Genomic DNA, 12534 nt, shown 5'->3' with positions numbered 1-12534 from the left:
TTGACCTGAACGGCGCAGCACCAACGTGCATCCTCCTGCTCCGTCCCACCTTCAGGTAAGGAACTCCTTACTTAAAGCATAGCCAAGGCTGCGTTACCTCCGTGGGGAAAAATCCAACATCCGCGTTTACTCCTTGTATTACGCAAAAAAAAGGGGTGTATCCACACCCCTTATCGTTTGTCCTGCGTTTACGCCAGCTGTCGTAGCATGCGGCGCAACGGTTCGGCGGCGCCCCACAGCAGCTGGTCGCCGACGGTAAAGGCCGACAGGTACTCAGGACCCATGTTCAGTTTACGCAGGCGCCCTACCGGGGTGGTCAGGGTGCCGGTCACCGCGGCTGGGGTCAGCTCGCGCATGGTGATTTCACGATCGTTTGGCACCACTTTGGCCCACGGGTTATGCGCGGCCAACAGCTCCTCAACGGTCGGGATAGAAACATCTTTCTTCAGCTTGATGGTAAACGCCTGGCTGTGGCAGCGCAGCGCGCCGACGCGCACGCACAGACCATCGACCGGGATCGGCGACGCGGTGGCGAGAATTTTGTTGGTCTCCGCCTGGCCTTTCCACTCTTCGCGGCTCTGGCCGTTATCAAGCTGTTTGTCGATCCATGGGATCAGGCTGCCCGCCAGCGGCACGCCAAAGTTATCGACCGGCAGATCGCCGCTGCGGGTCAGCGACGTCACTTTGCGCTCGATATCGAGAATCGCGGAAGCCGGGTTCGCCAGCTCGCTCGCCACGTAGCCATGCAGCTGGCCCATCTGGCTCAGCAGTTCGCGCATATGGCGCGCGCCGCCGCCGGAAGCCGCCTGGTAGGTCGCCACGCTGACCCACTCCACCAGGTCATGGGCAAACAGGCCGCCGAGGGACATCAGCATCAGGCTCACCGTACAGTTGCCGCCGACGAAGGTTTTAATGCCGTTATTCAGGCCAGCGGTAATCACATCCTGGTTAACCGGGTCGAGAATAATGATCGCATCGTCTTTCATGCGCAGCGAAGACGCCGCGTCAATCCAGTACCCCTGCCAGCCGCTTTCGCGCAGCTTCGGGTAAATCTCGTTGGTGTAATCGCCGCCCTGGCAGGTAACAATAATGTCCAGCGCCTTCAGCGCTTCCAGATCGAATGCATCCTGAAGCGTCCCCCCGGTACTGCCGCCGAATGACGGCGCGGGCTGACCCAGCTGAGAGGTGGAGAAGAAAACAGGGCGAATGGCGTCGAAATCACGCTCTTCCACCATGCGTTGCATGAGAACAGAGCCGACCATTCCACGCCAACCGATAAAACCAACATTTTTCATAACGTATTCCTGCGAGGTGTGTGCTGTTAGTGCCAGGCCAGTTTCCAACTGGGATGTCCTTCACATTACAAAATGCAGCTAAAGTCGCAAGTGAAATTAATCAATGATTGCGCGCCAATCAGAAAAGCAACTTATCCCGCACTCCGCCTACCGTCGCTGGTAGTCATAAAAAGCGTAAAGATTATCGGGCAAATAACCCGCGTAATGGAATATTTTCCGTCGCTATTTTATTGATCCTGATTATGGATTCAGCGCGAAAAATATCGCTTTCACGCTTGCGAAAAAAAACGGACAAATCCTTGTGCCGCAAGGCCTGACGAGCAATACGATCATTGTCGTAGCGCTGATATTCACGGCAAAAGGAAGTGGAAAAGAGGGGAAAAAAGCGTGTTACCGAGGAGAATCCAGGGTAAGCGGTATTACCCTGGTTTTTCCCCCGGATACCGTGGTGGCGTCCGGGGAAATTATTTTTACTTAGCTCAGCAGCTGGAAAGCAATCATCCCGACAATGGCGCCGGTGGTGCCAAGGATGGTTTCCATCATCGTCCAGGTTTTCAGCGTCTGCGCTTCGCTGGCGCCGGTGAACTTACCGAACAGCCAGAAGCCGGCATCGTTTACGTGGCTCACCACAATCGAACCACCCGCGATACAGATGGAGAGAGCCGCCATTTGCGCGCCGCTATAGTTCAGTTGCTCAATGACCGGCATCACCAGGCCGACCGCCGTCAGACACGCCACGGTCGCGGAGCCCTGAATAATACGCACGGCAGCCGCCAGCACGAAGCAGGTAATCGCAATCGGCAGACCCAGGCCAGTCAGCGCTTCGCCGAGCGCCGGGCCGACGCCGGAGTCCACCAGCACCTGCTTGAAGACGCCGCCTGCGCCAATCACCAGCAGAATAATACCCGCCGGCTGCAGCGCCGCGCCGCAGATCTCCATCACGCGATCTTTCGCCATCCCCTGACGTACCGCCAGGCCGTAAATCGCTACCAGGCAGGCAACCAGAATCGCGGTGAATGGGTGGCCGATAAACTCGAACCATTCATAGGCGGTGGATCCCACCGGCACAAAGCGCGCGGCGATGGTTTTCAAGCCGACCAGCACCAGCGGCAGCAGGATCAGCGAGAGGCTAAAGCCGAAGGACGGCATTTTACCTTCGCCGAGATGCGGTTCGCTGATATCGTCAGGAATGTGCAGCTCAACGTAGCGGCTGATGAAGTTACCCCACAGCGGGCCGGCGATAATCATCCCCGGAATAGCAGCGCAGAGGCCAATCAGGATCATCCAGCCGAAATCGGCGTGCATCTGCGAAGCCAGCAGCATCGGCGCGGGCCCCGGCAGCAGGAATGCCGCGGCGGCGGCTACGCCGGCGAACAGCGGGATCACCAGCTTCACGAGGTTAGTGCCGGTATGGCGCGCCATGGAAAACGCGACGCTAATCAGCAGCACGATCGCCACTTCAAAGAATAGCGGCAGCGCGCAGATAAGGCCGGCAAGACCAATCGCATAGTGCGCGCGGTTGTGGCCGAAGGATTTCAGCATTTTCACCGCAATCTGGTCGACCGCGCCGGTTTCATGCAAAATTTTACCGAACATCGCGCCCAGCGCGACGACTATCGCCAGGAAGCCCAGCGTGCCGCCCATCCCTTTTTCCATCGTCGCCGCGATTTTATCCAGCGGCATACCGGAAAAGAGACCTGCGCCAATAGAAACCACCATCAAAGCCACGAAGGCGTGCATACGCGCCTTCATGACTAAAAACAGCAGCAGCAATACCGAGCCGACTGCTGTTAAAACAAGCGTTAAAGTACTCACTAGTTACTGCCTTTGTTAATCACCTCAATGGTGCTGGCGACCACGCCTTCCAGTGACTGGTCGATATCGACGATAAGCACATCGCTTTCGTCAGCGCCTGGTTCCTGCAGTGTTTCAAACTGCGTCACCAACATTTGGGTTTTGAAGAAGTGCCCTTTACGCGCCTTCAGACGGCTTTCAATCACGTCGAAGTCGCCTTTCAGGTAGATAAAGGAGAGGTTCGGGTTGCCCTTGCGCAGAATGTCGCGGTAGCTTTTTTTCAGCGCCGAGCAGACGATCAGCGAAACTTTGTTGGTACGCTGCATGGCGAATGCCGCGTCATTCAACGCCTGCAGCCACGGGGTGCGGTCATCGTCGTTCAGCGGCTCGCCGGAAGCCATCTTGGTGATGTTGCTGCGCGGATGCAGAAAATCGCCATCGAGAAACGCGGCTTTCAGTTGATGCGCCACTTCGCTGGCGACGGCGGATTTACCGCTGCCGGAAACGCCCATCAGGACATAGACGTGGTGATCATGGTTAGTCGTGCTCAAAGCGTCCTCCCACTGGACTGGTGCGCCGCGTCGGAGCTGACTGATACAGCGCGAAGGCGGCGTACTGATTAATGATTACGGGCAAGTGTTACGGGTAACTGTTATCGGTAACATTGTCATGCCGGACCCAGGGAGAAGCAATAACCATTCGTGCCAGATGTGAATATGTGTGATCTACTTCAAACTTGTCGGTTTAAATAGATCCACCCGGTGACAATGTGAAACCTAAATCTAACATCTTAGGGGTAATCGTCTCACCGCGGATGCGCGCCAGCAGACGCTCGGCGCCGATGCGCCCCATGCGCTCACGCGGGGTCAGTACGCTGGCGAGACGCGGCTCCATCACCTGACCGATATCGTGACCGTGGAAACCGGCTATCGCCATGTCGTCCGGGATCTTCAGCCCCAGACGCTGACACTCGAACGCCGCGCCGACCGCGAGGTCATCGTTGGTGCAGAAGATGCCGTCGAGCTGCGGATATTCGCGACGCGCTTGACGCATCAGCTCAATCCCTGACGAGTAGGAAGAGGATTGCTCCACCATCACGCTGTAGGGCGTCATGCCAGCATCGAGCATCGCCTGCTCGTACCCCTTCTGTTTGATGATAGTACGTTCATCAAGACGCGCGCCGAGATAAGCAACGTGGCGGTGACCGCGGGCGATAATCGCCGCCGTCATCTGCCGCGCCGCTTCGAAGTTATCGAAACCGACGGCAATGTCGAGGCACGGCGACTGGCTGTCCATCAGCTCAACCACCGGGATGCCGGCGACTTCAATCATTTTCAGCGTCCGCGGCGTGTGGGTACGTTCAGTGAGGATCAGGCCGTCAATATTCCAGGAGAGCATTGATTCGAGACGCTTCTCTTCCATCTCCGGCTTATAGCCGTAGTGCGCCAGCATGGTTTGATAACCGAAGGCGTCGGTGACGCTTTCGATGCCGCGCAGCACTTCCGAGAAGACCTGGTTGGTTAACGATGGCAGCAGCACGCCGATGGCGCGGCTGGTGGCGTTGGAGAGAATATCAGGAGCGCGATTGGGAATATAACCCAGCTCATCGAGTGCAACGGCAATCTTGCCACGCAGGGCCTCAGAAACCTGTTCCGGGTTACGTAAATAGCGACTGACCGTCATTTTGGTCACGCCGACAAGATCGGCTACATCCTGAAGTACGGGTCTTTTCTTTTTCATCGTCCTGACTGTGATCGGCTGGGAAACATTTTCTCAGTTTATCACGGACAAAGCGCAACCTTCCCCGATGTTGGAGAAGGTTGCGCAATTTATTTAACCTGGCTCAGATAACTATCAAACCGGCGGCAGATCGAACAGCAAAATTTCGCTATCGCTGTCGGCGTGAACCGAAATCGCCTGCTCGTCCCAAATCGCCAGACCATCGCTGGTGGTGGCTTTAGTGCCGTTAATCGTCACTTCGCCTTTCACTACCTGGATCCACACGCGACGTTCCGCGGCAATCTGGTGAACCGACTGCTCATCTTTCAGCAGCGCCCAGCGATACAGTTCCATATCCTGATGCACTTTCAGCGACCCTTCGCGCGCATCTGGCGACAGTACCAGCTGTTTGCCCTGCGCGGCATCAAAGCGGCGCTGCTCGTAGCGCGGCGTAATGCCGGTTTCTTCTGGAATAATCCAGATCTGATACAAACGCAGGCGGTCGGTGCTGCTCGGGTTGTACTCAGAGTGACGTACGCCGGTACCCGCGCTCATAATCTGGAACTCGCCAGCCGGAACCTGCTCTTTGTTACCCATGCTGTCCTGGTGCTCAACCGCGCCTTCCAGCACATAAGTCAGGATTTCCATGTCTTTGTGCGGATGGGTGCCAAACCCCTGGCCGGCGTCGATTACGTCATCGTTAATCACGCGCAGCGCGGAGAACCCCATAAAGTTCGGGTCGTAGTAGTTGGCGAAAGAGAAAGTATGCCAGGAATCCAGCCAGCCATGGTTAGCGTGGCCACGTTCGTTAGCTTTGCGTAAGTAGATCATGTTGCACCCCCGTATGTTTTCGATGGAATAAGTGTGGACCCATTCCGCCGGCGATCATAGAGGGTGAAAATTGACTCCTCTGTTCAAAAAATATGAACAAGCGACGAGGAGCCAGATTTTCTTATTTCGCGAGGGTAATAGTAGCCGGAGAAGGCTGTTCAAAGCCGCGCTGCAGAATCTCCATATTGGTGAGAACTTCAGATTCCTTGACGTAATTCGGCCGGCCGTTAACGAGGGTGTCATACAGCGCGTCATACACTCGTCCGTAGTCGCCGGTTTCCAGCGGCACCTCTTCACGTACCGCCACGCCCGCCTCGTTGATGTAGACCAGTTGCCCTACGCTGTCATCAGCGCCGAACCCCGCGTCGCCCGGCATAATGTTGGCCTTCAGGCTGGTCTCCTGCTGGTCAATGCCGTATTTCACAAACGAGCCTTTATGGCCATGAACGATAAATTTCGGGTAGTCAATCTGCACCAGATGGCTGGTTTTGACAATCGCTTTCAGGTCGCCATAAAACAGTTGAGCTTCAAACGTGTCATCGGGATTGGCTTTATTGCGTAGTGATCGCAGATCGTAGGAAACATGATCCGGGCGACCAAACAGCGAAATGATCTGGTCCATGGTATGCACCCCGAGGCCGTAGAAATCGCCGCTTTGCGGTCCCCCCTGGAGGGTTTCCGCCACCGGTCGGTAGTTATCAAAATGACTTTCAATTTCCACCAGTTCGCCGAGCTTCCCGCTTTCAATCACCTTTTTGGTGGTCAGGAAACAGGAATCGAAGCGGCGGTTCTGGTAAGGCGTCACCGTCAACCCTTTGCTTTTCGCCAGCGCGAACAGGGTCTTCGCCTCTGCAAGCGTCGGGGTGAAGGGTTTTTCAACCAGTACGTTTTTCCCTGCTTCCAGCGCCCGCTTCGCGTATTCGAAGTGGCTATCAGCATGGGTGCAGACCACTACCAGCTTGACCTGCGGGTCATTCAGTACTTCATCGAGGTCGCTGGTGAAGTGGATATGGGAATACGCCGGCGCCTGTTCTTCCGGCCTGGCGCTGCGGCGATAAATATGCGCGACGTGCCAGCGGTCTTTGCGATGCAGGACGTAAGGAAGATGGTAGCGGGTCGTGCTTTTACCAAAGCCAATAAATGCGCAGTGCAGAATCATAACGCTGTCCTTAGTTGATGTGCTGCCTTTAACCATAGCGCAAGCAGGCGGCTCACTTCATCCTCCTTTTCCTCTGAGCAGGAAAATTCACCGGCAAAATATTTCGGTTATCACTCATACGTAATTTTTAATAAGAGATTGATTAATAATCGATTAAAACGCCATTTTTCAACAGAAAGTCTTGATCCCAATGACGAAACTACGGATAAGTGGAGGGCAAAACCAGGACGTTGCTAAAGACTAACGGAGTAGCCAGCCGCTGCTGATGGAAAAAACGTATTTCGCCATAAACTGCGCCATTTTTTTCTGGCTTCTCGCACTGATCGCCTGGTTTAGCGATGAGACCGCGCTGGCGCGCCTGGCGGCCGCCTGTACCCTCTTCGCATTCCTTATTCATACCCAACGGGAAAAAATTAACGCTATGTTTATGAAGAAAAATAAAACCGAAGCGCAGGCTGCTGAAGTCGCTGCGCCTACCGTGGCGGCAGCAGAGCCAGAAACAGCAAGCGTCAAAAAACAGGAAACCACGGTGATCGCCAGCGGCGTGCATTTTGTCGGCAATATCGTCGCCTGCGGCCATGTCTATATCCACGGCCAGGTCACCGGCAACATTGAGGCCAAAGAACATCTCATTAAGGTGATGCGCGAGGGTCACGTGGAGGGCAATATCCACTGCCGGGAGCTGATCGTCGACGGCAAGGTACATGGCCAGTGCCGTGGCGAAAGCATTGCTATTGAGGAACATGGCAACCTCGACGGCACCCTCGCCTATCGCGCGCTGGCGATTAAAAAGGGCGGCCTGTTTACCGGCAGCGCGGAGGTGTTGGCCACCGCGGAGAGCAAAAATAAAAACAATATCGTCGGCCTGGTCGCAGAAGAAGCGGTGAAATCCGCCAAATCGCAACACGCCTGAAATGAGCGCAAAAAAAAGCCAGCACCCGGCTGGCTAAAGTAATACTGGAAGCAATGTGAGCAATGTCGTGCTTTCAGGCTTTCCGCAAGGGTCTCCCTGAATGCAGGACAATAATAATCATTCTCATTCGCACTTGTCTACATTTTTTTGCAAATAATGCGTGTTGACTCGAACGCCGGAGTCAGTGATGTTTAAAGGGTCTTTTTAACCAAATGAGGAACAAGGAATGAGTGACATCGTGATACGCCATGCTGAACCGAAAGATGTTGACGCGATTCGTCAAATTCACGCCCAGCCGGAGGTGTATCACAACACGCTACAGGTTCCTCATCCATCGGAGCATATGTGGCGGGAGCGGCTAACCGATACGCCGGGCGTGAAGCAGCTGGTGGCCTGTATCGATGGGCAAGTCGTGGGGCATTTATGCATTGCTGTCGCCCAACGTCCTCGCCGTAGCCACGTCGCCGATTTTGGTATCAGCGTAGATTCGCGCTGGCATAACCGCGGCGTCGCCAGCGCCCTGATGCGTACCATGATTGATATGTGCGACAACTGGCTGCGGGTCGATCGCATCGAGCTCACCGTCTTTGCCGATAACGCCCCGGCGGTCGCGGTGTATAAGAAGTACGGCTTTGAGATCGAAGGCACCGGCAGGCGCTATGCGCTGCGCAACGGTGAGTATGTGGATGCGTATTATATGGCGAGAATGAAGTAGCGTGTTGCCGGGTGGCGGCTTCGCCTTACCCGGCCTACGTTCGCACAATTGTAGGCCCGGTAAGCGCAGCGCCACCGGGCAACACCTTAATACCCCGCGGTCAAATCACCGGGCGAACGCGGATCGGAGGCGCCATACAGCGTACCGTCCGGCCCCACCATAATGCTCTGGGTACTACCCATCGCCTCTTTCAGCGCGACTTTCTGCCCTTTCGCTTCCAGCAATTTCACGGTATCCGGGCTAAAACCTTTCTCCACCCGCAGCTCGTCCGGCAGCCACTGGTGATGGAAGCGCGGCGCGTTGGTGGCTTCCGCGACGTTCATTCCGAAATCAATGGTGTTGACCACCATTTGCAGCACGGTGGTAATAATACGGCTACCGCCCGGGCTACCGGTCACCAGCCAGGTTTTCCCGTCTTTCACCACAATCGTCGGCGACATCGACGATAGCGGGCGTTTTTTCGGCCCCACCGCATTGGCGTCGCCGCCGACTAAACCATAAACGTTAGGCACGCCGGGCTTCGCCGAGAAATCATCCATCTGGTTGTTGAGTATAATTCCGGAGTCGCCAGCCACGATGCCGGTGCCAAAGGTGGTATTCAACGTATAGGTGACCGCCACCGCATTGCCGTCTTTATCGACTACCGAGAAGTGGGTGGTCTGGTTGCTTTCATACGGCGCCAGCTTGCCCGGACGGATCTGGCTGGAAGGCTTCGCCTTGTTCACGTCAATCTCGGCGGCAATCGCTTTGGCGTAAGCCTTGCTGGTCAACGCCTGCCACGGCACTTTGACGAAGTCAGGGTCGCCGAGATATTCAGAACGGTCGGCATAGGCGTGTTTCTCCGCCTCCGCCATTACCTGCATGGCGTCGGCGCTGCCAAAACCATATTTCTGCATATCGAAGTTTTCGAGGATATTGAGGATCTGCACGATGTGGATCCCGCCAGAGGACGGCGGCGGCATGGAGTAGACCTCATAGCCGCGATATTCACCGCTAATCGGCGTACGCTCCACGGCCTTGTAGTTGGCGAGGTCGGCTTTGGTGATAAGCCCGCCGTGTTTTTTCATCTCGCCGGCAATCTGGTCGGCAATAGCCCCTTTATAGAAGGCGTCCGGGCCGTGCTCGGCAATCAGCTCCAGGCTTTTACCCAGATTCTTTTGCACCAGCCGGTCGCCTTTTTTCAGCGGCTCGCCGTTCTTCCAGAAAATCGCTTTGCTGTTTTCATGCTGCGGGATCACTTCGCTGCCATAGGTTTTTAAATCGTCAGCCAGCGCATCGTTAACGATAAAGCCCTCTTCCGCCAGCTTAATCGCCGGGCGGATCACCTTATTCAGCGGCATGGTGCCGTATTTTTCCAGCGCGAGAGAGAAACCCGCAACGCTGCCTGGGGTACCGGAAGCGAGATGCGAAGTCAGCGATTTTTTACTGTCAGGATTGCCATGTTCATCGAGGAACATATCGCGGGTGGCCTGTTCCGGGGCCATCTCGCGGAAATCGATCGCCGTGGTTTTACCGTCTTTAGTTCGCAGCATCATAAAGCCGCCGCCGCCGATATTACCGGCCTGCGGATGCGTCACCGCCAGCGCATAGCCAACGGCAACCGCTGCATCGACGGCGTTGCCGCCCTGACGCAGAATATCTACGCCGACGCGGGTCGCCAGCGCATCCACCGAGGCCACCATCCCCTGCTGGGCGCGCACCGGGTGAAACACATCTTCCTCAACGCCATACGAGACAGGCGGCGGGGGCGGCGGATTGGCGGCGACGGTAAAGCTGCCCCCCGCCAGTAACGCTGCGATGACCACCTGACGCCATATTGTTGTTTTTATCATTGTCTTACTCCTGAAAAGTAGGTTTTATCTCCCGGCTTAAGCCTGGTTGATAACTCCTAAAAAATCATTGTTATGGCGAATTCGAGGTACACTTAAGTGATCCCACGCACGGGAGGAGAAAACAATGAAAGCGATTTTATTCCTGGCGGCGCTGATGCCGCTCGGCGTTTTAGCACAGCCGATTAACATCGATAACAACCCTAACCAGCCGGGTTATGTGGTGCCCAGCCAGCAGCGTATGCAAAATGAGATGAAGGTGCAGCAACAGCAGCAGCAAAGCATGCTGAAGCAGAATCTGAATAATCAGACGCATATGCAGCAACAGCATTTGCAAAATCAGCTGCAGACCAATCAGCAGCGCGCGGCGCAGGGCGGCAATCTCAATACGCAACCGCAGGTACTGCCGAACAACAACGGCGGGATGCTGCGGCAGACTAACCCGTAAAGATCGTCCGCCGCAAATCAGTCTTAAGGCTGGAAATTCGGCCCGATGACGTCAATAGCATCGGTGCAGATGCAGTCTACGCCCCAGCGCAGTAGCTCGGCGGCGCGCTGGGGTTTGTTGACCGTATACACCAGAATATGCAGGCCGGCCTGTTTCAGGCTCGCCACCCGCGCCGCATCCAGCAGCTTGTGGTTGAGATGAATTGACACGCAGCCCAGCCGGGCGGTCAATTCGCGCCAGTCATCGCGCCACTCATCCAGCAGCAACCCGCGCGGCAGCTCGGGCACGGCTTCCTGCGCCGCTTCCAACGCATCAATTTCAAAGGATGAGAGCAGCGGCGCGGTCATGCCTTTCCACAAATCGCGCGCGGCCAGCGCCACCACTTTGCCGGTCTGCGGCCCTTGCCCGGTAGTCGGCTTAATTTCGATATTCGCCATCATACCGTGACGACGGCAACGCTCCGCTACCTGGGAGAGCAGCGGCAGCGGTTCGCCCTTAAACTCGCGGCTGAACCAGCTGCCGGCATCAACCTTCAGCAGATCGTCCCACGCCAGCTCGCCCGCCACGCCCCAGCCGTTGCTGGTGCGTTCGAGATTATCGTCATGCAGCAGAAAGATCTGCCCGTCCTTCGACAGCTTGGCGTCAAATTCAATCATCGTGTGCCCGTAGCGGGCGCCGACGTCGATAGCCGCCAGGGTGTTCTCCGGCGCCAGTTTACCGCCGCCGCGATGGGCGACGATGCGGGGATAAGGCCAGTTACTCATGCGCGTTGTCCTGTTTCACCATCAAAGAGGTGCAGATGTTCCAATGGCAGATGCAGCCATAGCGTACTGCCGCCCGCCGGGCGCTGCTGATGCGGCAATCTGACCACCAGCTTCTGCTCTCCCCAGCGCCCGTGGGCGAGGTTATCGGCACCTAAAATTTCCAGCGTATCCATCAGCAGCGGGATGCCGCCTTGCGCCTGCGAGCTTAAAATAAAGTGCTCCGGGCGAATACCGAGAGTCATTTTACGCCCGGCGTAGCGCCGATGCTCGTGATTCATCGGTAGTTGTATGCCGCCTTCCAGCTCAAAGCGGCCGCCGTCATCGCTCACCCGCCCCTCCAGCAGATTCATTGCCGGGCTGCCTATAAAGCTTGCCACAAAGCGGCTGGCGGGCTTTTCGTACACTTCGACCGGCGTGCCGATCTGCTCGGCAATACCCTTATTCATCACCATCACCCGCTGGGCAAGGGTCATCGCTTCGACCTGATCGTGGGTGACATACAGCGAGGTGGTTTTCAGGCGCCGATGCAGCTGTTGCAGTTCCAGACGCATCTGCACGCGTAGCTTGGCATCGAGGTTTGACAATGGTTCGTCGAACAGGAAAACCGCCGGGTCACGCACGATAGCGCGGCCCATCGCCACGCGCTGGCGCTGACCGCCGGACAGTTCCCGCGGGCGGCGCTTGAGCAGGCCATCCAGCTCAAGAATACGCGCCGCCTCCTGCACGCGCTCGGCAATCAATCCCTTACCCATGCCGCGAATCTTCAATCCCCACGCCATGTTCTCTTCCACGCTCATATGCGGATAAAGCGCATAGTTCTGGAACACCATCGCGATGCCGCGATCCTTCGGTTCCATCTCGGTCACCCGTTTACGGTCAATCCAGATATCGCCGCTGGTCACTCGTTCAAGTCCGGCAACCATCCGCAACAGCGTTGATTTCCCGCAGCCCGACGGGCCGACCATGACGATAAACTCCCCGTCCGCCACGTCCAGCGTCAGCGGTTGAATTACCTGGGTTTTGCCATCCCAGCTTTTGCTTACTGCCTGTAGTTTTAAACCAGCCAT

At 56.4% G+C, this 12534-nt stretch carries 12 protein-coding genes; 3 read left to right on the top strand and 9 right to left on the bottom strand.

Annotated features, from left to right (window positions below; all coding sequences use genetic code 11):
- Nucleotides 1-188: 188 nt before the first annotated feature.
- The 6 genes from asd to PGR29_RS18300 all read right to left on the bottom strand — a co-directional run bounded on the left by asd (nucleotide 189) and on the right by PGR29_RS18300 (nucleotide 6798).
- Complete coding sequence (gene asd, locus PGR29_RS18325) at nucleotides 189-1295, bottom strand: aspartate-semialdehyde dehydrogenase (protein WP_316425073.1); 1107 nt, start codon at nucleotides 1293-1295, stop codon at nucleotides 189-191.
- A 474-nt stretch (nucleotides 1296-1769) separates the two neighbouring features.
- Nucleotides 1770-3110: a gluconate transporter gene (gntU, locus tag PGR29_RS18320; RefSeq protein ID WP_015369340.1), complete on the bottom strand. Its 1341-nt coding sequence runs from the start codon at nucleotides 3108-3110 to the stop codon at nucleotides 1770-1772.
- Entirely contained in the window at nucleotides 3110-3640 is a 531-nt protein-coding gene (gene gntK / locus PGR29_RS18315) for a gluconokinase (RefSeq protein ID WP_015369339.1), read from the bottom strand. The genes gntU and gntK overlap by 1 nt, the downstream gene beginning before the upstream one ends.
- Before the next feature lie 193 nt (nucleotides 3641-3833).
- On the bottom strand, nucleotides 3834-4829 hold the full coding sequence (gntR, locus tag PGR29_RS18310; protein WP_015369338.1) for a gluconate operon transcriptional repressor GntR: 996 nt from the start codon (nucleotides 4827-4829) through the stop codon (nucleotides 3834-3836).
- 114 nt (nucleotides 4830-4943) lie between these two features.
- On the bottom strand, nucleotides 4944-5639 hold the full coding sequence (locus tag PGR29_RS18305; RefSeq protein ID WP_015369337.1) for a pirin family protein: 696 nt from the start codon (nucleotides 5637-5639) through the stop codon (nucleotides 4944-4946).
- 121 nt (nucleotides 5640-5760) lie between these two features.
- Complete coding sequence (locus tag PGR29_RS18300) at nucleotides 5761-6798, bottom strand: oxidoreductase (RefSeq protein WP_213794142.1); 1038 nt, start codon at nucleotides 6796-6798, stop codon at nucleotides 5761-5763.
- Nucleotides 6799-7063: 265 nt separating this feature from the next.
- Between PGR29_RS18300 and PGR29_RS18295 the strand changes: the two genes are divergently transcribed.
- Together PGR29_RS18295 and yhhY are read left to right on the top strand one after the other, a co-directional pair.
- A complete protein-coding gene (locus PGR29_RS18295; RefSeq protein ID WP_316425072.1) occupies nucleotides 7064-7711 on the top strand; it encodes a bactofilin family protein in 648 nt (215 codons plus the stop codon).
- A 226-nt stretch (nucleotides 7712-7937) separates the two neighbouring features.
- Complete coding sequence (yhhY, locus tag PGR29_RS18290) at nucleotides 7938-8426, top strand: N-acetyltransferase (protein ID WP_316425071.1); 489 nt, start codon at nucleotides 7938-7940, stop codon at nucleotides 8424-8426.
- Nucleotides 8427-8512: 86 nt separating this feature from the next.
- On the opposite strand, the gene ggt is transcribed toward yhhY, so the two are convergent.
- Nucleotides 8513-10258, bottom strand: coding sequence for a gamma-glutamyltransferase (gene ggt / locus PGR29_RS18285; protein WP_032713162.1), 1746 nt, complete (start codon nucleotides 10256-10258; stop codon nucleotides 8513-8515).
- 124 nt (nucleotides 10259-10382) lie between these two features.
- Here ggt and PGR29_RS18280 point away from each other — a divergent pair, with 124 nt between their 5' ends.
- Nucleotides 10383-10703, top strand: coding sequence for a DUF2756 family protein (locus PGR29_RS18280; RefSeq protein WP_316425070.1), 321 nt, complete (start codon nucleotides 10383-10385; stop codon nucleotides 10701-10703).
- Between the two features lie 23 nt (nucleotides 10704-10726).
- Here PGR29_RS18280 and ugpQ read toward each other — a convergent pair whose 3' ends face one another.
- Nucleotides 10727-11467, bottom strand: a complete 741-nt coding sequence (gene ugpQ / locus PGR29_RS18275; protein WP_113373961.1) for a glycerophosphodiester phosphodiesterase — start codon at nucleotides 11465-11467, stop codon at nucleotides 10727-10729.
- Nucleotides 11464-12534 carry a sn-glycerol-3-phosphate import ATP-binding protein UgpC gene (locus tag PGR29_RS18270; protein ID WP_015703701.1) on the bottom strand — a complete coding sequence of 357 codons (1071 nt, stop codon included), beginning with the start codon at nucleotides 12532-12534 and terminating at the stop codon, nucleotides 11464-11466. The genes ugpQ and PGR29_RS18270 overlap by 4 nt, the downstream gene beginning before the upstream one ends.

It is taken from the genome of Klebsiella sp. 141203 (genome assembly GCF_032601985.1).
Lineage (GTDB): Bacteria > Pseudomonadota > Gammaproteobacteria > Enterobacterales > Enterobacteriaceae > Klebsiella > Klebsiella aerogenes.
Note: the sequence above shows the minus strand (reverse complement) of the source record. Positions and strands in the feature narration are given on the sequence as shown.

What these genes read in the sequence shown, in the direction of transcription:
- asd (WP_316425073.1), bottom strand. Translation starts at nt 1,295, where the DNA reads ATGAAAAATGTTGGTTTTATCGGTTGGCGTGGAATGGTCGGCTCTGTT.
- gntR (WP_015369338.1), bottom strand. Translation starts at nt 4,829, where the DNA reads ATGAAAAAGAAAAGACCCGTACTTCAGGATGTAGCCGATCTTGTCGGC.
- PGR29_RS18305 (WP_015369337.1), bottom strand. Translation starts at nt 5,639, where the DNA reads ATGATCTACTTACGCAAAGCTAACGAACGTGGCCACGCTAACCATGGC.
- PGR29_RS18300 (WP_213794142.1), bottom strand. Translation starts at nt 6,798, where the DNA reads ATGATTCTGCACTGCGCATTTATTGGCTTTGGTAAAAGCACGACCCGC.
- PGR29_RS18295 (WP_316425072.1), top strand. Translation starts at nt 7,064, where the DNA reads ATGGAAAAAACGTATTTCGCCATAAACTGCGCCATTTTTTTCTGGCTT.
- yhhY (WP_316425071.1), top strand. Translation starts at nt 7,938, where the DNA reads ATGAGTGACATCGTGATACGCCATGCTGAACCGAAAGATGTTGACGCG.
- ggt (WP_032713162.1), bottom strand. Translation starts at nt 10,258, where the DNA reads ATGATAAAAACAACAATATGGCGTCAGGTGGTCATCGCAGCGTTACTG.
- PGR29_RS18280 (WP_316425070.1), top strand. Translation starts at nt 10,383, where the DNA reads ATGAAAGCGATTTTATTCCTGGCGGCGCTGATGCCGCTCGGCGTTTTA.
- ugpQ (WP_113373961.1), bottom strand. Translation starts at nt 11,467, where the DNA reads ATGAGTAACTGGCCTTATCCCCGCATCGTCGCCCATCGCGGCGGCGGT.
- PGR29_RS18270 (WP_015703701.1), bottom strand. Translation starts at nt 12,534, where the DNA reads ATGGCTGGTTTAAAACTACAGGCAGTAAGCAAAAGCTGGGATGGCAAA.